Source organism: Leptolyngbya sp. FACHB-36 (assembly GCF_014695955.1).
Lineage (GTDB): Bacteria > Cyanobacteriota > Cyanobacteriia > Leptolyngbyales > Leptolyngbyaceae > FACHB-36.
The window spans coordinates 11,949-33,028 of record NZ_JACJPG010000591.1; the positions used below are offsets into that span (position 1 = coordinate 11,949).

The following is a 21,080-nucleotide window of genomic DNA, read 5'->3' on the forward strand; positions in this document are numbered from 1 at the left end:
AATAACTACTTGGTGAGGACCAATACTCCCATCGTACCGCCCGCGATGGGGTAATGTGTAGCCGTAGAAAAGCCCGCGTCCAGAGCGAGTTTGACCTGTTCTGCTCCGGTTGGGAATTTGTCAAGGCTGGGAGCAATGTAGGCGTATTCTTGAGTAAACCCAAGCTGTTTGGCAGTCGGAACAACGATTGTATCCAAATACCACTGTTGAAAGGTCTGCACTAAAGGACTGCTGGGATGATTGAAATCGAGAATAGCCGCGGTGGCAGCAGGCTTGAGAACACGATAGATCTGCTTCAGACTGCGCGGAATGTCAGTGACGTTGCGGAGTCCGTAGCCCATCGTCACCGCGTCGAAGTAGCTGTCGGAAAATGGCAGTTCTAAGGCATCGCCTTCTAACCAGGTAATTGCCAGGGGACGATGCTGCGTGCGCTCACGCGCGATCGCCAGTTGCGCTGTAGAAAAATCAACGCCAATCACGTGTCCGCTGGGTCCCACCTGCTGCGCTAGCATCTGCGCCAAATCGCCACTGCCGCAGCACACATCCAAGCAGGTATCTCCCGCCTGTGCACGGCTCCACTTGACCGCCATCCGCTTCCAAATGCGGTGCTGTCCCAGACTCAGCCACGTGTTCAACTGGTCATAAACGGGAGCGATGCGATCAAATAACTGACGAACCTGATCAGACGAAGTCATGGTTAAACGACTGAAAAATGGACAATAACAGACGCCGCAAACTGCGCCTGTCTCTATCTTCACCCTGTCGGTCCATAAAAGTGCGCCACGCGCTGCTTCAGCAATTGCGGCTCTAGTTCAGCATCAAACCCGCCCTCGCGCTGGTGAATCAGGTCTGCCCACGGCAGAATTTGAGTCGAGGTCTGCAATTTTTTCACCAGATTTTCGACGCGTCCGATCGGTCTAGCAGGCACTCCCGCGACAATATCCCCCTCTGCCACATCTTTTGTGACGACGGCTCCTGCCGCCACAATCGCGTTGGGACCAATGGTGACATTTGGCAGCACAATCGCGTTAAAGCCGATGAACACATTGTCTCGAATGTCGATTTTGCCAACGGAATCCAGCTTTGCGTTGTACGCTCGGTTCAGCATCGCGATCGACCCATCGTGCCCGATCAGCGTACAGCTAGAGAAGTGCACGTTGTTGCCGATGCGGACGTACTGCGGATCGGTAAACACCGTTGAGGTGAGAATGCTGCAATGTTCCCCGATCGCGTACAGATTTCCGTGCCGCCGCAGGTACTCGGCGTACTCGTCGCCCATCGGCTTGCAGAGTTTGACATACAACCCGTGGAGTTTTCCGTAGCGTAAGGCGATCGTCCGAACCAGATGAGTGACTACTGCTTGCATGATTGGGATAGTTTTGGGTTATCAACGGGCGCTGATGAGCACAAGCGCAAGTTGTTGTCCGGCAAGGTGCAGCATCATCAACTCGTCCTCGCGCAGGGTGCAGGGCTGCTTCCACTGCAACGACAGCACCGCTAGTACTTGCTTCCGGTAGCTCACGGGAACGACTAAGTGCGCCTGCGTCCCTGATGCCGTGTAATGTTCGACGCTGCTCAACGTGCTATCTGCTGGAATATTGACCGATGCCTGCATGGTCCCCGACGCGATCGCGGACTGAACTAAGGGGTCGTCTGCCAGCCAATTTTGAGCGGTGCCGTTCGCGCTGTAAATGCTTTGTGTCGCCGTCAGTTTTGTGTCGCTCACACGTTGCAGGATGCAGCAATCAGCATGAACGATTGAGCCAAACGCGGCTGCAATTGGGGCAAGACTGTCTTCACCATTGACGGCTTCATGGGCAGTCTGCACAATAATCGAAAGCAACGAGGTCTGCGCCTGCGATCGCCGCAGTTCTTCGGTACGCTGTTTTAGCAACTCGTAAGTCTCAGCGGCTCGTTGCACAACAGCTTTAAGTTCGTTCGGGTCCCAAGGCTTGGTGATGTAGCGGTAGACCTGTCCAGAATTAATCGCTTCTACGAGGTCTTCCACATCGGTGAAGCCCGTCAGAATGATCCGCATCGTATCGGGAAATTCTGGAACAGTGCGGCTGAGGAACTCCGTTCCCTTCATCTCTGGCATCCGCTGATCAGAGATAATTACGGCAACTTCTCCCTCAGTCGCTAGCAGTTCTAGAGCGTGGATGCCACTCTCTGCCTTGAGAACCTGAAAATCTCGGCGGAAGGTGCGGTAGAGCAGATCTAGATTATCTGGCTCATCATCCACTACCAGCATCTTGGCTTTTTTGGGTCGTTCCAGGCTGGTCAATTGGCGATTGACGGTATCTAGCTCAGGAATAGCGTAGGTCATAAATAGATCCTTCAGGAGAAAACACGGCGATCGCTTGCCTCAAGATAGGGCATATGCAATCCAAAGCGTGCAGCGAAGCAATTGACGGCAAGTCTAGCAGGTATCACTGGACAGAACCGCCGGGCGCTATGAGCGATCGCGGTTGCATTCCTAGTCTTGCCACGTTAGACCTATTTCTAACTCTCGCTCCAAAAGTTCCACAACAGAGCCACTTACCGCACATCGGCAGGCTCAATAGCCTCCTGCCAATAGGAGACGGCTGACTCCTCTAATTCTGGTTGAAGCACCCACACCATTGACTCCGATGCATCGGATGTCAGCGTTGCTGCATGGGCTGGATTGCTGACATAGCCAATGTAATTTCCCATCAGAAAGTAAACAGCTACCATTGCAGCGGCTGAGAACGCAACAAGTGTTCCAGCTAGCATCAGCGAAAATTCACGACGATCGACTGCCTGCTGCATCAAATGCAGCGACCAGGCGACTAGAGCGATGACGATAGCAAGGATGGAAATTAACATAGTTAACACATTGTAACATCTGCTCTAGAAATGGCATCCCTTTACTGAGCCGCAGTGGCAAACGCCACAACGCAGATTTTGCTATCGGAACGAGTGTGCTCGGACGGGAACATTATGCTCAGATAAGTAAGATTTGATTTGAGCAACCGTTAACGTTCCGTAATGTAGCAGCGATGCTAGCAGCGCTGCTTCCGCTTTGCCCTGCGTCAGCGCCGCATGAATGTGCTGGCAGGTGCCTGCGCCACCAGAAGCGATGACTGGGATTTGCACTCGCTCAGCGATCGTTCGAGTTAGGTCCAAGTCATAGCCTGCTTGGGTTCCATCGGCGTCCATGCTAGTGATCAGCAATTCTCCGGCACCGCGCTGCTCGACCTCCTGTGCCCAAGCGATCGCGTCCAGTCCGGTGTTTTCTCGTCCGCCGCGCACATAAACATCCCAGCCCGGATTCTGCGGGTCAGGACGCCGACGCGCATCAATCGCGACTACAATACACTGCCGCCCGAAGCGATCGCTGGCGCGGTTAATCAAGCTCGAATCGCGAACAGCAGCCGAGTTAATGCTGACTTTATCGGCTCCGGCTCTTAACAATTGTTTAATGGTTTCTAAGTTTTGAATGCCGCCGCCGACGGTTAGCGGAATAAACACCTGCTCTGCGGTGCGATACACCACATCAAAAATAATGCCGCGGTCCTCATGGGTCGCTGTAATGTCCAGAAACACGAGTTCGTCTGCTCCGGCTTGGTTGTAAACCTGCGCGAGTTCGACGGGATCGCCTGCGTCGCGCAAATTAACAAAATTCACGCCCTTGACGACTCGTCCGGCTTTGACATCTAAACAGGGCAGAATTCGCTTAGCTAACATGGGAACTCCGGAAAAAACCGCTGAGACACTGGATTGTAGCGTTCAATACTGCTAATCATTGCAGGCTAACCCAGGAGTTTTAAGGTTCTGTTTCGTCAGCGGCTGAATCGGGTACACGACGCTGATACACTGGGGTTTGGTCTATAGTCTTGGAATTACGATGGAAGTCGGTCAGAAAGTTCGCGTGCGTCGATTGCGCGATCGCGTCTCAGCGGTCATCATTAAAAAACTCGGTCAAGTGGGCACAATCCGCGACTTTAGAATGACCGATGGCAGCGGAGTTGGCGTCCTAATTCAGTTTGAGGATCAGTCCGCCACCTGGTTTTTTGAGGACGAAGTGGAGTCAGTGTAGGCGTTCAAGGGCTAGGTTTATGGTGATTTGGTCACTCAGCGGTTAGCATTCCTGCAACTAAACCACAATCAGTTGGTTAACGACTAAAACGAGATCGCTACCATAGGAGACAGTGATCCATCGCTGAGCGTATTGCGTCAGTCAGGAGCTTTGCGAATCACTGACTTGTTGCACCGTTTGGCTTGGGACGCTAAAAATATGGCTTTAATTTTGACGTTTTTAGGAAAAGGCGGCGTTGGGCGATCGACGATTGCGCTCGCCGCCGCGAAGCGATTTGCACGTCAGGGCAAGCGGGTTTTGTTTGCAGGACAGGATGCTGGACCCGCGTTGGGGCTGCTGTTGGGGATAACCCCCAGCGCTGATCCGCAGGAGCTTGAACCCAATCTACAGGTGGTGCAGTTCCAGACGACGACACTGCTGGAGCGCAGTTGGGAAGATGTCAAAAAGCTAGAGGCGCAGTACCTCCGCACGCCGTTCTTTAAAGATGTGTATGGGCAGGAACTCGGTGTGCTACCGGGAATGGACAGTGCTCTGGCGCTGAATGCCATTCGGGAGTACGACAGCAGCGGCAGCTACGATGTCATCGTGTATGACGGATCAGGTGACCAGACAACACTGCGAATGCTGGGAATGCCAGAAATCGCTAGTTGGTACGTGCGCCGATTCCGCAACGTGTTCGCTGACTCTGACTTGGGCAAAACGGTGTCGCCGTTTATCCAGCCGATCGCGGCTGCCGTGCTAAACGTTAACTGGTCGGGCGATATGTTCAATCAGCCCGTGGCGCAGCAAGCGAACAATCTGCTAGAACAGGGACGCGCCGCGATCGCCGACCCCAACCGCATCGCTGCCTATTTGGTAACGACGAGCGATGAAGCCGAGATTGCCACAGCAAAATACCTGTGGGGTAGTGCGCAGCAAGTCGGTTTAACCGTGGGCGGCGTGATTCTCAACCGTGCCAGCGGCAGCGACAATCTCTCTGAGGCATTTGCGCCACTGACGGTTCACGCGGTACCAACGCAAGCCGTCAACGACTGGCAACCGCTGATCGACGCGCTACCTGATTTTGATCAGGCGACGCAGGTTCCTCGCCCGATCGCGGTTAACGTGGCAGAGCGCAAAGTTAGCTTGTTCCTGCCGGGCTTTGACAAAAAGCAGGTGAAGCTGACCCAATCTGGACCTGAAATTACGATCGAGGCAGGCGACCAGCGCCGCAATGTGTTTCTACCCGATGAGCTTCGCGGACGCGCCGTGACGGGTGCTAAGTTCCAAGACAATTTTTTGATCATCTCGTTCTAACTTGGTGAACTGCGATGCCTGACCTGAATTCTTCTCCAGCCGAACCGATCGTAGAAGCCGGGGCAGACGAACCCTCCGACATCGACGCATCAACCACTCAAGGATCGGCTGTCCGGCAAATCTTAGGGATGCGCGGTGCGAAAGCAGGCGACACCTCGATTTGGAAAATCCGGCTGCAATTGATGAAGCCGATTACCTGGATTCCGCTGATGTGGGGCGTGATCTGCGGGGCAGCGTCCTCTGGCAACTACACTTGGACGCTAGAAAACGGCTTGATTTCTGCCGCCTGTATGCTGCTGGCGGGTCCGCTGCTGGCAGGTTATACCCAGACCGTCAATGAGCTTTACGATCGCGACATCGACGCCATCAACGAACCTTACCGTCCGATTCCCTCTGGCGCGATTTCGCTGCCTCAAGTGGTGACACAGGTGTGGGTGCTGCTGATTGCGGGCATTGGGCTAGCGTTCACGTTGGATCGCTGGGCAGGACACGAGTTCCCCACCATTACTGTCATGGCGATCGGCGGCTCCTTTCTTGCCTATATCTACTCGGCTCCACCATTAAAACTGAAGCGGAACGGCTGGTTGGGCGGCTATGCCTTAGGGGCTAGCTACATCGCTATTCCCTGGTGGACGGGACATGCCCTGTTTGGTGATTTGAACTGGACGATCGTCTTGCTAACGCTGTTCTACAGCTTGGCAGGCTTGGGAATTGCTGTGGTCAACGACTTCAAGAGCGTTCAGGGCGATCAGCAACTGGGTCTAAAATCGCTGCCGGTCATGTTCGGAGTCATGACTGCCGCTTGGCTTTGTGTGTTGATGATCGATATCTTTCAAGCAGGCGTGGCGGCTTATTTGATTCGGATTCATGAGAATCGGTACGCGGCGATTCTGCTGCTGCTGATCATTCCGCAGATTACCTTTCAGGATATGTATTTCCTCCGCAATCCTCTAGAGAACGACGTGAAATACCAAGCCAGTGCCCAACCCTTTCTGGTACTTGGCATGTTAGTAACGGCATTGGCGCTGGGACAGGCAGGTGTTTAATCACTAATTCAGTTAAATAAGCTACACACTTCCAGGCAACGGTTGTGCCACTGTGACGGAGGAATTGATGCGATACGGTTGAACTTTAGGGGATTCGGAGTTTAACGTGGTCGTGTGATTTCGATCTGGATCGATAAGGGCTTCTGCTAACAAATTGGACACGGTAGGATTTCAGGTGCTCTGGGACAAGCATCTAACCTAAATCCCGTACAATAAGGACCAATAATTGCTGGGTGGTGGTGAGGCGCAGGTGGAAAACTTTCTTTCAAAGCTAAAAAACATCTCAACTCGATTTAATGGTTCAGGCTCACTACCATCCGATACTCTGCGAAACGAAATTTCGTCTCGTCATTTATCTGAATCTGAGTCGCAAGTTCCGGCGCGATCGCGCAATCAACGGCGTTCCGGCAAGCTAAAGCAAGTCCTCACGCCTCTGCGTCAACTGCTGCCGCGGACACCGCTGTATCGCAACCGTCGCTTCTGGCTGCTGCTGCTGCTGGGAGGTGGGGGAGGTGTGCTGGCATGGGGCTATTGGACGATCGAGCGCAGCCTGCCCAACACCGCAGATATTTCTAGCTTTGTTCGCGATCGCACCCTTACCATTCGGGCAGCCGATGGCTCCGTGCTTCAGCAGCTAGGACCCGCGACTCGCGACAAGTTGACCTATGCAAAACTTCCCGCTCGCGTCGTCAAAGCCTTTGTTGCCGCTGAAGATCGGCGGTTTTACCAACATAACGGCGTAGATTACCAATCGATCGTTCGAGCGCTTGCCTCAAACCTGGTCGCACGAGACGTGGTAGAAGGTGCCAGCACAATCACGCAGCAGCTCGCGCGGGTTGTCTACCTAAACCAAGAGCGCAGCATGTGGCGCAAACTGCAAGAAGCGTTTCTGGCTCAGAAAATTGAGCGAGAACTGAGCAAGCCGCAGATTTTAGAGAAGTACCTGAACCTGGTGTACCTAGGGTCAGGTGCTTATGGCGTTGCGGATGCTGCCTGGGTCTATTTTGGTAAAACAGTTGATCAACTGACCCTTGCCGAAACCGCGATGATCGCAGGCTTACCTCCTGCACCAAGCGAGTACTCACCGATCGTCAACCGCAAATCTGCCGAGGAGCGTCGCGGCATCGTGCTGGACCGCATGGTCGAGCAAGGCTATATCTCTTCGGCTGAAGCAGAGGCAGCGCGTGCGCAGCCAATCACGCTGAATCCAAAGGTGCCCAAGAAGCTCTACAGCGATACGCCATACTTCACCAGCTTTGTGCAGCAGGAGTTGCCCAAATATGTCTCGAAAGAGCAACTTGAGATTGGAGGATTGACGGTAGAAACCACGCTGCATCCTCAGTGGCAGAAGGCAGCCGATCGAGTTGTCAGAAATGCGGTGCAGAATGCAGGACCCAGCGAAGGGTTTGGACAGGCAGCATTAGTCGCAATTAACCCGCGCAATGGCGAGATCCGCGCAATGGTCGGGGGCACGGACTTTGCTAAGAGCCAGTTCAATCGGGTTGTACAGGCTCAGCGACAGCCAGGATCGTCGTTTAAAACCATCCTGTATACGACGGCGATCGCCACGGGCATGTCGCCTTGGGATAGCTACCAGGACGCCCCGCTGCGGGTAGACGGATACGAGCCACAGAACTACAGCCGTAAGTACAACGGTTGGATGTCGCTGCGGGATGCGCTGACCAGCTCAATTAACATTATTTCCGTGCGGCTGATTCTGGATGTCGGCTTTGATCCAGTGATCAACATGGCGAAAGGCATGGGGATTAAGTCGAAGCTGATGCCGACCTACTCGCTGGCGCTGGGGGCGTCAGAGGTGAACCTGTTAGAGCTAACCGGCGCCTATGGAACCCTAGCGGCTCAAGGAGAACACGTAGAATCGCATGCGATTCGCCGGATTGTCGATCGCAAGGGGCAAGTGCTTTACGACGGTGACATCAAACGCAAGCGCGTAGTCGATAAAGTCAGTGCCGCCATCATGACGTGGATGATGCAGAACGTTGTCAACAGCGGCACCGGGCGTGCCGCTCAGCTTGGTCGTCCAGTAGCAGGTAAAACGGGCACCTCTGAGAAAGCGCGCGACCTTTGGTTTGTTGGCTTTATTCCACAAGTGGTCACGGGCGTCTGGCTCGGCAATGATGACAACAGTCCGACCTATAGCTACAGCAGTACGGCAGCAACCGTCTGGCATGATTTTATGAAGGTCGTTGTTCAAAAGCTGCCTGTTGAGCAATTCCCCGACGTTCCCAAACTAGAGGGACGCAAGGGCAGCATTAAAGCCAAGAAGATCAACAATGCCCGCATCGGCGTTGGGCGCGGACCTGAACCAGAGTCCGAGGGGTATTCTGGTGGCTCAGAACGCTCTTGGGAGCGCGGCTATGATGAGCCTGCACCCGCTGCACCATCCGAGGACTACTCGCCCAGAGAAGAGGAACCCCCGGTAGAGGCTGAGGCGGCTCCAGAACCGGCTCCTGCCGATCCAGAACCGGCTCCTGCCGATCCAGAACCCGTAGCTCCGCCTCCTGAGAATACGGCTCCTGCTCCGGAACCTGCTGCAGAGCCTGCACCAGCAGCGCCTGCAGGCAACTAGTGGTCTATCAAACTACATTGGACAAGTATTTAAGAGCTAGGAAGTTGATTAGGGTTAAATTTGAGGGTCTTGGACCCATCAAAATTCTTCCGGTAGAACATTAGCAGGGCGTCTGAGACGATCGACACCCCAGGGATCTTGTTCATGGGGATCAAACCCATGAGAGATGTCCTGCTATGCTCAGTCTTGTACTCTAGCCCTAGGATTGACATCGAAAGGAGTTTAATCAATGAATCTATTAATGGAACTGGATGTATCCACTAACACTGGAATGCACTTTCCTGTATCGTTTACGCTTGTTTATGTTGTTGGTTTTATTGCAGCTGTTACGTTTGGATCGATCGCTTGGTACAACTCTAAGCGCCCAGTCGGTTGGGAAAACAAAGAGCGTCCCGACGTTGTGCCAGAAGTGAAAAAAGAGGAAAATCCTGGTCTGTAACTGCTAAGCGTTTAACGTAGAGACCCAGCGTTGGTAGACGGTGCGAATTGCTTTCAGCACAGGGGGCAAGCTAGCTTCCGTCGAACCCGTCGCTGGGTCAAGGTTTTGTAGATCTGTTAACAGGCGGGCTTCCTCAGTTGTGATTGTGCCATCGCTGTAAATCAATCCGCTGATTGCTTCTACAAGCTGCTGATAATGCTCTAAGCTCGGAGCTTCGCCTAAATAATTTTGAACCCAGCCATAGCACTCCTCGGGCTTGATGGCTCTTAGCTCATGCAGTAGCGGATAGATATCTGGCTCATCTGCGACCTTGTGCTGCGCTGCCAGACGTTGCAGATAGTCCCGCTCCTCTGGTTGAACTTTGCCGTCGATCCAGGCAGCCCCTATCAAGATCTTAATCAGCAATTTAGTGTTTGACATCGCTAGAGGTGCGGGGTGAAAGAGTACAAGCGTCTTGCAAATCTAAGACAGAGATTATCAGCTTTATTGTACTGAGCTACGCTGCTTCCTCCTCACTTTCTTCACTCCGCCGCAGCCGCACCATAAAAAATCCATCCATGTCGTGTCGATGCGACCACACCTTCACCCAGCCTTCCGAAGTGACAAATGCGGCAGGCGGCGATCGCGGATTGGGCGGTTCGATTTGCCAAGTCGGGTGACGAGCCAGAAACGCCTCAATCTGTTGCTCATTCTCGGCGGGATGCAGCGTGCAGGTAGAATACACCAGCGCACCGTCAGGTTTCACCCACGTTGCAGCATTATCTAAAAGTGCTTTCTGAAGGTCGCAGAGTTCCTGTACAGAGTTTGGCGTTTGTCGCCAACGGGCATCCGCATGACGATGCAGCGTTCCCAATCCAGAGCAGGGTACATCTAGCAGCACGCGATCGCCCAATCCGACAAACTGCGGTAAGTCCTGACTATCGCCCACGCAAGGCTTGATCGACTGCAACCCCAGCCGCTCCACGTTCTGTTGAAGTCGCTTTAGACGAGATGCCGCCCGATCGCACGCCCAGACCGTGCCGCGATCGTGCATTCGCTCTGCCAAATGCAGCGTTTTTCCGCCCGGAGCTGCGCAGGCATCGATGACAACGCTTCCCGGCGGCGGGTCCACCAGATAGCTAACCAGTTGAGCGCTGCTGTCCTGCACCATCCACCAGCCGTCTTCGTAGCCGGGTAGTGCCTGAAGCGCCCCGACAGGACCGGACAGCCGCAGTGCGTCGGGTAAATGCGGCACACGGTGCACCTCGATGCCTGCCGCTTGGAAAGCAGATTCCACTGTCTCCACCGTCGATCGCAGCGCGTTCACCCGCAAGTCAATGTGCGGTGGGTGATTCATCCACTCGCCTAGCCGCTCTGTTTCGTCTAATCCCAGCTGCTCCAGCCAAACCTGAACAATCCAATCTGGGTAGCTGTGCTGCACGCCTAGCTGCTCTACCGGATTTGCCACAGATGGCAACAGATGTTCCCATCCGCCTTCTGCTTCAACTCGCCGCACAACCTGCCGCAATAGCCCATTTACAAAGCCTGATAAACCAGGGAATCCAGCCTGCTTCGCTAGATCAACAGTGGTGTTGACAGCTGCGGAGACTGGAATTTGCTGTAGAAAAATTAGTTGGTACAGCCCCACCTGTAGAATCAGGCGGAGATCGGGCGGTTGCGCTTTGCGCTGGGCAAACTGGTCGATTAGGGCATCGAGGGTGCGCTGCCGTCGAATACAGCCGTAGACGAGTTCGGTGAGCAAGCCTCGATCGCTCGGCTTTAAATCTGCTTGCTGGAGCGCTTTGTCCAGAGCAACATCAGCAAAGGCGCCTTTTTGTACAGACCGCAGCACCCAAAACGCAAGTTGTCGAGACGATTGAGCCACAAAAAACCTAGTAACGATTTCTAATTACTTCTATCCTGGCTAATTTTTGCGGCACTTTGGAGAATTGTTGTTAACATGCAGCTCAGGTTTAGCAGAGTCTGAAAGACCGTGAATACTGCTAGAGGACTATATTTCTTGAATGGAAAAACGGTCTATACTGCCTCCAAGCAGGGCTGCATATGATTTTGGGCATCGTTTTGTGTGGGTAGAGGAAGTCAGTGGTTCCAAATCAACGTCCGTCGTCGCGATCGCGCAAGCTACAACCCGTTAAGACGCCACCAGCGGCTTTAAAGAAACGCGCTAAGCACGGGAAGCTGCGCTGGCTTTGGTTCATATTCGGATTGGCAGGAATTGCGCTGGTGTCAGCGACAGCAGGGGGATTGCTGGCCGTTTCGCTGACCAGCACCCCGTTGATGCAGCGCAAACTAAGTCCGTCAGAGTCGTCTGTGTTTTCCAAGGGCGATCGCATCTCGACGAGCGGCAATTTGCAGCTGCCGGAGTTGACTCGTCCGGTGAACATTCTAATTTTGGGCGTCAAAGTTCTGACAACTGACTTGGCAGAACCGCCCGCAGGCATGGCTAATCTCAAGTACCATGCGCTCGTTAACTCATTTGATGGGCTAACCGACACGATGCTGCTGCTCCGGTTCAGTCCGCAAACCAAGAAGCTGTCGGTGCTGTCGATTCCTAGAGACACGCGCGCCTTAATTCCGGGCTACGGCGTTAAGAAAATTAATGAGGCGAACGTAGACGGCGGTCCGGCACTCGCGGCAAAAACAACGAGCGACCTTCTAGGTGGAATTGGCATTGATCGCTATGTCACCATCAACGTGCAGGGCGTGCAAGCGCTAATTGATGCTCTTGGCGGTGTCAAGGTCTACGTGCCTAAGGACATGAAGTACCGCGATGAAAGTCAGCACCTCTACATCAACCTGAAAGCTGGACAGCGACACCTCAACGGCGACCAGACGCTGCAACTGTTGCGCTTCCGCCACGACGAGTACGGGGATATTGGCCGCATTCAGCGGCAGCAAATGGTCATGCGATCGCTGATGGAGCAAACGCTGAATCCAGCCACGATCGCTCGCTTGCCTAAAATCCTTTCGGTGATTCAGTCCTATGTAGACACGAACCTCAGCGTTGAGGAGCTGGTGGCGCTGGTCGGATTCGCGTCGCAGTCAAGTCGATCGAATGTTCAAATGCTCACAGTGCCAGGGACCTTCAGCGAGCCAGGCGAGTACGATGCCAGCTACTGGTTGCCTAGTGCCGATCGCATCACCACCCTAATGGCGCAGCACTTCGACGTCGGCGCAGTGGTACCTGCTGATAACTCCTCTGGTGCTCTCCGGGTCGCAATTCAGGACAGCACTCGCCAGGCGAATGCGGTGCAAACCCTTGTTAGCAAGCTTGGCACCGCAGGCTACGGTAACGTCGTAAACGCTCAACCCTACACAGAGCCACTGGCTGTCACTCGTATCATCGCTCAGCAGGGCAACGCTGAAAGCGCTGAAGCCGTTCGCCGCGTTCTTGGATTTGGCGAAGTTCGCGTCGAGAGTACGGGCGAATTAGATTCGGACGTAACCATTCAACTCGGTCAAGACTGGTTAAGAAAGCACGCACGATCGCAGCAGTCTGCCAATCCGGCTAAGCCCTCAAGCATCGCCTACTAGCTCAGGCTGAAAAGCGGGTTGTAGGAACGGGTGTTTCAGCCGTTGTTTGCTCTTTATTTCCTGCAAATCCTCACATTCAGAGGGTCAAATTTCAAGTCGGACCCTTCTAGACTGATGATCGCTAAACATAGCAGTTAAGCTACAAATCATGGTGAATAACCAGAATGACCAGTGGGTCTTTTGCAAGACTTAGCAGATCGGTCGAGTGTTTACTTCCAAACAAGGGAATCTACCATCACATTCACCCTTTTTGGAGTTTTCCAACTCATGTTCAATCTCAAGTGGATTTTGCTTCCTGCCGCCACGATCGCCGCTGCTGTAACTGTTAGCATCTCAACCGCCGCCCAAGCCCCCATTCTAGGTGGACAAGCCACCGGAATTTGGCAGTATGACTACGATGAGGAGGATGGTTTCAGTGTGGGAGAGAGCTTCAGAGCCGACTACACCTACAACAGCGACAACATCACAACCACTACCAGCAGCAGCGAGTTCTTTAGCTTCTATTCGTATAGTTCGGTGCCATTGCTCAGCCTCGTGCTCAATTCTGGACCAGTTAGTCTGACGTATGATTTCAGCACTCCCGGAAATGATTACAGGCTGATCTGGAGAGAATTTCGGCAAAATCCTGCTTACGGGCAAACCAAAGAAAAAAGCCGCCGCATCGTTGCGTACGACTACTCAGGAGAAAACCGTTTTTTCGCCGGCACATCTCTGGTGCAGTACGACGACGGATCTCTGGAGTCTACCTTCTTCGCTGAAGCTTCGTCCTTCGACTCCAGCACAAGCACCTACCTAGCTTATGGACAGACTTACACTGAAGTCATTTTCTCTGACCCCTCTCCAGTCACAGCGGTTCCCACGCCTGCCCTACTGCCAGGGCTAGTTGGGTTAGGTCTGGGTATCCTGCGAAAGCGCAAGGCACAAGCAGCTTCAGAACAAAAGGTGTAGGTATTACAAATGGCGATCGCCCCTCAGCAAGCCAAAGGACGATCGCAACTCATTCCTCATCCAGACGCATCACAAATCTTTGCACGATCGATATAGCTCCCTACTCAGTCGCCTGTCTGCTGTAGGCATTGAGCTTAGGAATGCTGAAGCGTCTTCTGGTACTCTCTCGTCAGTTGGACTTGTTCCCAGGAAGACATGGACTTCAGTCGATCGGGATCCATACCCTTAGACTGTAGAAACGCCTGTAGCTGTGCTCGAGTGGGTAATAAACTGAGCGTTTTTGTGGGTCGTTGATTAGCCATAACCTTAATGGACGTAGCGATTAATCTGTATTCTGAGTGTGTCTTAGAAACCTTTGACATTACCTCTATCACTCAGCAGAATTTGTGCGATTTACTCAGATCCCAGTCCACGATCACCAAGAAAAACACGCGCTAAACCAAGGTGTACACCTTGGCTTCCCAAGGGACGATCGCCTCTCGATTGACGAAACCGTCTGCGACTTCCCGGTCCTGTGTGACTTCGCGCCAGCGCTTTCCCGCTGGAGTTGGTGCCCAATTCGGAACGCTGTATTCAGCAACACCTATGTCCGAAAAGTTAGCCACAATGATCGCAATGTCCGATCCAGTTCCCCGCTGCCAAACCAGAATCCGTCTGCCATTTGAGAAGTCGCTGTGCAGAAATTGGGTGTCATTCACGGCGAGTGCTGGAGAGGCGATCCGAAATCGAACCAGCCGCGCCACATAGTCGAAGACGCGCCGCCGCCAATCGTCAGACAGACGGCTGTAGTTCACGGGGTCAATTTGCTTGTTGGTGTCACCCTGGGGCAGTTGGGCAATATCCAGGTCTTGCTGGTCGGCAAACTCATCGCCCGCCAAAATCATCGGAATCCCTACTGCTGTCAGCAAGCACACAAATGCCAGCTTAATCCGGGTCTCTAGGTTCGTGACGCCGTTGTTGGCGAGCCAGTTGTAAAGCCGCTCGTTGCCAAAGCCGCCGACATCGTGGGAGGTGAGATAGTTTACTGCCTGCGTTCCATCGCTAAATCCCAGCAGCCGACAGTCGATTAGCCTGCGGACGGTTTGCTCAAAGCTGTCGCCACCGCGTCCCAGAATCACCTGCCGGACAAGCTGCTTAAAGGTCTCGTTCCATAAGCCATCGACGCGGTTCTGTCGCACCAGCGCCAGCGGCACGCTCAGGTCTTCGCCGACGACGAGAAACCGATCGCCCAGTCCTCCTGCCCGCTCTTGCCACAGAGATCGGGCACGGTCTTTGAACTCTTGCACGAAGTCATAGCTGCCAATGTTGTTCACGCTGTCGAGGCGGATGCCGTCCAGTCGATAGAACTCCATCCAGTGCGTCAGCATTAGCTGCATGTATTCTCGCGCTGGCACAAGAGACGCTAGCTTACCTGTAATGGGATGGTAGCCCTCAACGCGGTAGTTGTACTTGAACAAGTCGCCGCCAAATCCCTCACGAGCGATTTGCTCCGGGTCGCCGCTGGTTGCCTGCACATAAAAATCGAGAAAATTCAGATTGCGGTAGGGATTGTTGCGAGAGAATGCCATCACGGCATCGTAGAAAAAGCGCAGCCCTTGCTGATGGCAGAGTTTGATCAGCGTAGCGAGATCCGTTGACGCAGTGGGCGCTGCTTGGTTGTCCGGGAATCCTAAATCAAAATCTGCTGCAAAATAGTTTGCCGTACCATAGCCCCAGTTGAGGATATCGTCGCTATCGGAAACGGGCAGCAGTTCCAAGGCGTTGACGCCCAACTCCAGCAGGTGCGCTCGATCGTTTAGGGCTGCCACTGTAGAAAAGTTCGGAGACGCTTTTCCTGGTACTACTAACGCCTGCACATCTTGGAAGGTGCCAATGCCCGATTCGATCGCACCCGTCGAGCGAATCCGCGTCCAGCGAGGCGGCAGTTCGTAGATCACCAGTCGATTGTTGGAAGCAAACGTAGCAGGAGATGCATCCCCTCGCCAGTCCACCCGCTGTCCAGTGGAATCGCACGGCACCAACTGCCCGTTTTGATACAGCACGACACTAGCCGGGTCGCCACTTGCAGCGGCGTTGGCATCTTTCGGCGTTGGGGCAAGAAAGCGTCGATCGACCGTCCACGCGATTGGGTCGGTGATGTAGAGGCGCTGACCTGTTTGAGTGTAGGGATCAGTATCGCGGATGTTAAACCAGTAGAAATACACCGTCCCGTCTGTCAGTCCACAGTTGATCGCGGCAGCATCCCACAGGTCTGGGAACTCTGGCGAGGGGCGTAGCGGAATTTCTCGGAACGGTTCAAAGCTAAAACTGTTGGGTGCTTCGGGTGTTGGTTGCGGTTGCGGTCCGATGAACAGCGTCGGCGCATCCACGCTACCCGGACGCCAAAGAACGAAGTGAGTTTGCTTACGAGTCAGAAGATCAGCGGGCATAGGAGTCCGTCAGATTCACTGCTCCGATTATGCAATGGAGATCACGGGGCGGGCAGCGAATGAGCAACGAAGACAATGCAGGAAAAGTCTCTTATCTCTTTGCTCCTAAAACAAAATATTCACATTGATAAAGTTTTGGTCCAAATTGCCCGTAGTCGTCCGGTTGACGGAACTTAACTCGATCGCCCTCCTTCCTAGAGCTTGGAGTTCCGGTCACGATGCATCGTACAACTACGCTCAAGGGACAAACGATGAATCTGCTGAAACATTTTGACCTGAACCGACGCACGACACAGGCAAAACGAGGGAACGATCGTCGAGTCGGAGATATTCGAGGAGCCGTGCAGCAGCGCTGGCGACTGAACACCACAAATTCGTCGGATACCCGCTTGGAGCATCTGATGGAGCGATGCTGGGCTGCGCTGACCCGTCATGACGAGGGCGACCAGTCGATCGCCGAACAACTACTGATGTATGTCGGGGTGCTACTGGGCGTGTATTGCAGCGGCATGATTCGGGGACAGGAAGTGCAGCCTACACTGCTGCTGGCGGCGCTAATTGCACTCATTATCGTTCCAATCTCGTTTGAGAAGCTAAACGTGAATCCGCGCGCTCCGTTGCTAGTGCGTTTTGGACTATTTGTGCAGAATGGAGTGTTTTGGGATGTGCTGCTAGAGGCACTGCAAGGCTGACGTTATTAGCCAGCAGTAAGCATCAAACGATCGATCCGTTGATGTGGAGACAGCGAACCAATCAAGCGAGCGGCTAATAAGATGGCTAATCAGAGTGAACACAAATCAATACCCGACCCGTAAGGTAAGCATCTTGCTTGCTGGAATACTGGAATAGCAGTATGGCTGTCCCATAATTGATTCAGCCTAGTGCAGATGGGGCGACACTGAACACCCGATCGACTAATAGCAATTCTCGCTCTGTTGAGGTACATTCGCCCCTACCCAAACCCTCCCCGTTTCGGAGAGAGAGCGAGGTTTTTCCCTTCTAGGAGGGGTAGGTTCTGGCGGCGTATCTCGCTGAATTGGAAACGCTATACTGCTGCATTCGATTCCGTCTCGTAGAGGTATTTGACGGCGAGATGGTGAGCAATCTTCTCAAAAATTTCTTGAACTTTGAACGGTTTGCGAATAAAGTCATCGCAGCCCGCGGCTAACATGTCTTGACGCTGTTCAGCAAATGCGCTAGCCGTCAGAGCCAAAATTTTTGTGCGGATTGCCTCGCTGCAAGTTGTTTCAGCTTCCCAGGTCCGAATTTGCTGCGTTGCTTCGTAGCCGTTCATGACTGGCATCTGAAGGTCCATAAAAATTAGGTGAGGCTTCCAGGTCTGCCAGAGGTCGATCGCTGCCTGACCATTGACTGCCTCTCTCGGCTCAAACCCAATTTTCGTCAATAGTTTCATGAGTACCAAACGGTTTGATGGGCTATCTTCTGCAATCAAAATTCGATAGCTGGGCTGCTGAGGCGCAAGACCAATCACTTTGCCAACGATCGTAGGAGACGAATGAGACTTCAGTTCGGCTGAGGTAGCGAGGGTAGCAGAAATACAGAAGGAAAATACGCAACCCTGCCCAAGTTGGCTGTGAACGCCAATTTCCCCACCGAGTAGCTGAGCATAGTTCTGACTAATTGCCAAACCTAAACCAGTTCCTTCGTTTGCTTTTAACCCCGCTTGGGTTTGCTGAAACGGTTTAAACAACTGCTTGACCTCATCGGGCGCAATGCCAGGTCCAGTGTCTTCAATCTCAAAGACAATGCCCAATTGGGCATTGTCTTCTCGAATTTTTAATTCTGAATTTTCAATTTCTTTGACTCGCAGCGTCACACTTCCCTGATTTGTGAACTTAATTGCATTTCCTAATAAATTAATCAAAATCTGGCGTAGCTTTCCTTCATCCGTTTTAATGATGGACGGTAAGTGAGGGCTGTACTCAAGGCTTAACTGAAGCCCTTTAGATGCGGCTCGAAAGTGCAGCATCGCTCTCAAGCCCTCTAGTAAATGGTGCAGATTAAACGTCGTTTCTTGAAACGTCAATCCTCCTGCTTCAATTTTGGACATCTCTAAGACTTCGTTAATCACGCTCAGCAGATGCTCGCCACTGTCACCGATCGTTTGCAAGAAGTGTTGATGCTCAACGGTGAGCGTGTGATCTCGGTTGAGTAGCTGAGTGAGTCCCAAAATCACGTTGAGCGGAGTCCGTAATTCATGACTCATACGCGCCAAAAATTCGCCTTTTGCCCGGTTTGCAGCATCCGCCGCCTCTTTTGCGTGCTTGAGGGCTTCCGCTTGCTCCTGAGTCTGGGCAAACAGTTCTGCCTGCTGGACAGCAACGCCTAGTTGACTGCCGATTTGCGTCACCATTTGAATTTCAGCCGTTTGCCATTCGCGGGAACCGCTGTTTTGGTAGGTCGCAAGCAAGCCCCAGAGTTGGCTGCCGCAGAAAATAGGAATCGTGACATAGGCTCGCGCTTGTAGCGATTCCAGCAATTTCAAATAGCAGGAATCCAACTCTGTCTGATAAGTGTCTGTCACACAGCAGAGGTTGGACGTGTGGCGATACAGCCCACCCTCATTTTCTTCCAGGTAAGTATTCTGGGGTGCACCCTCTGTGTGATTGAGCGGCATAACACTAGAGTTGGACGGGTCCACTGCGACCTTAGTCGGGTGCGCAGGTTCAGCCACGGTTGAGATAGCAGCATTCCAGCCTTGAGCAACTGACTCGGCGACCACCTGTCCGCTCCAATCGGAGTTGAACCGATAAATTAGGGTGCGATCGCATCGAATTGCCTGCCGCAACTCTTCTGTAGTCGCCCGAAAAATGGCATCCAAATCCAAACTCTGGCGCATCCGCTCAATCACAAGTGAGGTTGCTCGTTCTCGCTCTGCCACGAGTTGGAGTTTGGCTTCCGCCGCGATGCGCTCCTGAATTTCGGTTTGCAGCACAGCGTTCGTCTGAACCAGCTCTGCTGTTCGCTCGGCGACCCGCACCTCCAGCATCGCCTCAGCCTGCTTGCGTTTAGCGACTTCGGCTTGTAACTCCTGGTTAATTTGCTCTAGGTGCTTTGGGCTTTTGAGCGATAGAAACTGGGGCAGCAGTTCAACCAGTTGCAAGGCGGTGTAGCAAGAAACCAACCCGGTAACTGCCCGCTCTGCACCAGACAGCCAATAAGCAGGATGCCAGAGGGTCCAAATGTCGAGTAGGTGCCCCGTGCCGCAAAGGACAATGAACGCCCCAAACAGCACAAACACCCGCGAAAACGGAATATCCCCTCGCTTTCGCACAAAGTAAATCAGCATGGCTGGAATCGAGAAGTAGGCAATAGCGATTAGTCCATCGCTAACGATGTGCAGCCACACCAGCGGAGTCTGCCACAGATAGCAATGCCCATGAGGGATATACTGACTGGGCGACAGCAGATTCTTAACCAGTTCCAGCATGTTTTTTTACAGAAAGTGGCTCTAGATGTAGAGCGAATTCACTAAGCGGTGACGTGTCCAGCTTCAGCCTCTGGAGGTTAAGACAGTGCTCAACTCAATCTCGTTCAGATAGATGCACAACGCTTTCGCTAGCACTCTGCTATGAGCGCTCGATTCATCAATCTACACAATTTAGTGATCGAGCGGTGACAGCGGTAGCGTAAATGACAGTTAAGGGAGAAAGTGAAGGAGTAGACCAACTGCTGAAGCAGCGGAAAGATCAAGGCAATCTCTGCGATCGTTGCAGTAGGCTGTTCAGTGATGAGTAGGACTAAGGGCAGCGCTCAATTACTTAGCTGAAGAATGCACCAATGATTTCTCAGATAATAGAACAAGATAGCAAACTGATAGGTAATATGGCGTCTGGTTAGCCAGAGTGACTGCACCGATCGAGGGCGAGGGGTAGGTATCCGATGTAGCAATTATTTCCGGTTCTAGTGGCAACACACTGAACCCAGTTGATGAAGCGATCGACAGAATTGCAAGTGCACAATTTCAAGGGTATGGCACCGGAGAAGTGCAGGCGATCGTAGCGAAAACATTCGATCGTTTTGGTGACGCACTCGGGTGCGATTACCAGCAATTCTCTTGAGAGAATTAGGCTAAAAAAGAACGAATTTGAGTCTGTCTCAGTTATCAATCAACGCATCTTAACGAATGGAGAATGCTCAACTCAAGTGAGCAATACTTCGCTTCGATTCTTCAACTACCAAGCGTATAGAATCGACCACAGCAGAACAGTATCGATGCGCGATAAAGATGTTATGTAGAGATTGATTGCTGAAACTTTAAGCTTACGAATCGCATTTTTGGCGCAGTTGTTTCTTGAAGCGCATTAGCACGATAAGTTAACAGCTATTAGTGACTTAATAGCAGCTATCTAGCTGTGCGCCATCCGATTTGTGCGGAATGTAACGTTGCTGCCTTCTTGCGTTTGTTCCAGCACTAGAAGCGGCGTTGGTTTAGCTTTTTGGTCCCAGTGCATGTTAGCAATGCGTCCCTGGATAGTGGGTTGCCAGGTGTCTTGCTCTGTAGCAGGACTAAGGAATGTTTCGATGCAGTCGATGATTTGATTGATCGTGACTGAGGTCGGCTGAGTTGGCAATTTGAGAATCTTGATTTGAATCCGGAACAGCACCCGCTTGGTTCCCTTCGGCAAATCGCCCGGTTCGTACTCAACATCAAAAACTTCGTCAATTTGGCGTCCAGTGCTGGCAATTCCAATCTCCTGGTTTGCCTGACCAGGAC

Annotated in this window: 17 protein-coding genes and 1 pseudogene; 8 read left to right on the top strand and 10 right to left on the bottom strand. The window is 52.8% G+C overall.

The window, feature by feature from the left end; genetic code table 11:
• Window positions 1–5 precede the first annotated feature (5 nt).
• The 5 genes from ubiE to hisF form a co-directional block, all read right to left on the bottom strand.
• Window positions 6–695 carry a bifunctional demethylmenaquinone methyltransferase/2-methoxy-6-polyprenyl-1,4-benzoquinol methylase UbiE gene (gene ubiE / locus H6F43_RS17345; RefSeq protein WP_190343968.1) on the bottom strand — a complete coding sequence of 230 codons (690 nt, stop codon included), beginning with the start codon at window positions 693–695 and terminating at the stop codon, window positions 6–8.
• Window positions 696–754: 59 nt separating this feature from the next.
• Complete coding sequence (locus H6F43_RS22780) at window positions 755–1,366, bottom strand: acyltransferase (RefSeq protein WP_277879958.1); 612 nt, start codon at window positions 1,364–1,366, stop codon at window positions 755–757.
• Window positions 1,367–1,387: 21 nt separating this feature from the next.
• The gene (locus H6F43_RS17355) at window positions 1,388–2,326 is read right to left on the bottom strand and encodes a response regulator (RefSeq protein ID WP_190343969.1); all 939 of its coding nucleotides are present in this window, start codon (window positions 2,324–2,326) and stop codon (window positions 1,388–1,390) included.
• 212 nt (window positions 2,327–2,538) lie between these two features.
• A complete protein-coding gene (locus tag H6F43_RS22390) occupies window positions 2,539–2,847 on the bottom strand; it encodes a hypothetical protein (RefSeq protein ID WP_242025714.1) in 309 nt (102 codons plus the stop codon).
• An 81-nt stretch (window positions 2,848–2,928) separates the two neighbouring features.
• Window positions 2,929–3,708 (bottom strand): imidazole glycerol phosphate synthase subunit HisF, encoded by a 780-nt coding sequence (hisF, locus tag H6F43_RS17365; protein WP_190343970.1) that lies wholly within the window; start codon window positions 3,706–3,708, stop codon window positions 2,929–2,931.
• 160 nt (window positions 3,709–3,868) lie between these two features.
• Between hisF and H6F43_RS17370 the strand changes: the two genes are divergently transcribed.
• From H6F43_RS17370 to H6F43_RS17390, 5 genes are all read left to right on the top strand, one after another.
• Window positions 3,869–4,060, top strand: a complete 192-nt coding sequence (locus H6F43_RS17370; RefSeq protein WP_190343971.1) for a cytochrome b6f subunit family protein — start codon at window positions 3,869–3,871, stop codon at window positions 4,058–4,060.
• Window positions 4,061–4,258: 198 nt separating this feature from the next.
• Window positions 4,259–5,356, top strand: coding sequence for an ArsA family ATPase (locus H6F43_RS17375; protein WP_190343972.1), 1,098 nt, complete (start codon window positions 4,259–4,261; stop codon window positions 5,354–5,356).
• A gap of 14 nt (window positions 5,357–5,370) precedes the next feature.
• Window positions 5,371–6,402, top strand: a complete 1,032-nt coding sequence (chlG, locus tag H6F43_RS17380) for a chlorophyll synthase ChlG (RefSeq protein WP_190343973.1) — start codon at window positions 5,371–5,373, stop codon at window positions 6,400–6,402.
• Between the two features lie 250 nt (window positions 6,403–6,652).
• Window positions 6,653–8,992, top strand: a complete 2,340-nt coding sequence (locus H6F43_RS17385; protein ID WP_190343985.1) for a PBP1A family penicillin-binding protein — start codon at window positions 6,653–6,655, stop codon at window positions 8,990–8,992.
• A 229-nt stretch (window positions 8,993–9,221) separates the two neighbouring features.
• Window positions 9,222–9,431 carry a hypothetical protein gene (locus H6F43_RS17390; protein ID WP_190343974.1) on the top strand — a complete coding sequence of 70 codons (210 nt, stop codon included), beginning with the start codon at window positions 9,222–9,224 and terminating at the stop codon, window positions 9,429–9,431.
• 3 nt (window positions 9,432–9,434) lie between these two features.
• Here the strand turns inward: H6F43_RS17390 and H6F43_RS17395 are convergent, their stop codons facing one another.
• Entirely contained in the window at window positions 9,435–9,851 is a 417-nt protein-coding gene (locus H6F43_RS17395) for a TerB family tellurite resistance protein (protein ID WP_190343975.1), read from the bottom strand.
• A 76-nt stretch (window positions 9,852–9,927) separates the two neighbouring features.
• Window positions 9,928–11,295 carry a 16S rRNA (cytosine(967)-C(5))-methyltransferase gene (locus tag H6F43_RS17400; RefSeq protein ID WP_190343976.1) on the bottom strand — a complete coding sequence of 456 codons (1,368 nt, stop codon included), beginning with the start codon at window positions 11,293–11,295 and terminating at the stop codon, window positions 9,928–9,930.
• Window positions 11,296–11,513: 218 nt separating this feature from the next.
• Here H6F43_RS17400 and H6F43_RS17405 point away from each other — a divergent pair, with 218 nt between their 5' ends.
• Window positions 11,514–12,965, top strand: a complete 1,452-nt coding sequence (locus H6F43_RS17405) for an LCP family protein (protein WP_190343977.1) — start codon at window positions 11,514–11,516, stop codon at window positions 12,963–12,965.
• Between the two features lie 267 nt (window positions 12,966–13,232).
• Window positions 13,233–13,913: a PTPA-CTERM sorting domain-containing protein gene (locus H6F43_RS17410; protein ID WP_190343978.1), complete on the top strand. Its 681-nt coding sequence runs from the start codon at window positions 13,233–13,235 to the stop codon at window positions 13,911–13,913.
• Between the two features lie 434 nt (window positions 13,914–14,347).
• On the opposite strand, the gene H6F43_RS17415 is transcribed toward H6F43_RS17410, so the two are convergent.
• Window positions 14,348–16,342, bottom strand: coding sequence for an alpha-amylase family glycosyl hydrolase (locus H6F43_RS17415; RefSeq protein ID WP_190343979.1), 1,995 nt, complete (start codon window positions 16,340–16,342; stop codon window positions 14,348–14,350).
• Window positions 16,343–16,593: 251 nt separating this feature from the next.
• Here H6F43_RS17415 and H6F43_RS17420 point away from each other — a divergent pair, with 251 nt between their 5' ends.
• Window positions 16,594–17,034, top strand: a complete 441-nt coding sequence (locus H6F43_RS17420) for a hypothetical protein (RefSeq protein ID WP_190343980.1) — start codon at window positions 16,594–16,596, stop codon at window positions 17,032–17,034.
• A gap of 353 nt (window positions 17,035–17,387) precedes the next feature.
• Here the strand turns inward: H6F43_RS17420 and H6F43_RS17425 are convergent, their stop codons facing one another.
• Window positions 17,388–19,793, bottom strand: coding sequence for a GAF domain-containing hybrid sensor histidine kinase/response regulator (locus tag H6F43_RS17425; RefSeq protein ID WP_190343981.1), 2,406 nt, complete (start codon window positions 19,791–19,793; stop codon window positions 17,388–17,390).
• A gap of 919 nt (window positions 19,794–20,712) precedes the next feature.
• Window positions 20,713–21,080 (bottom strand): annotated as a pseudogene (locus H6F43_RS17430) (hypothetical protein); the annotation flags it as partial.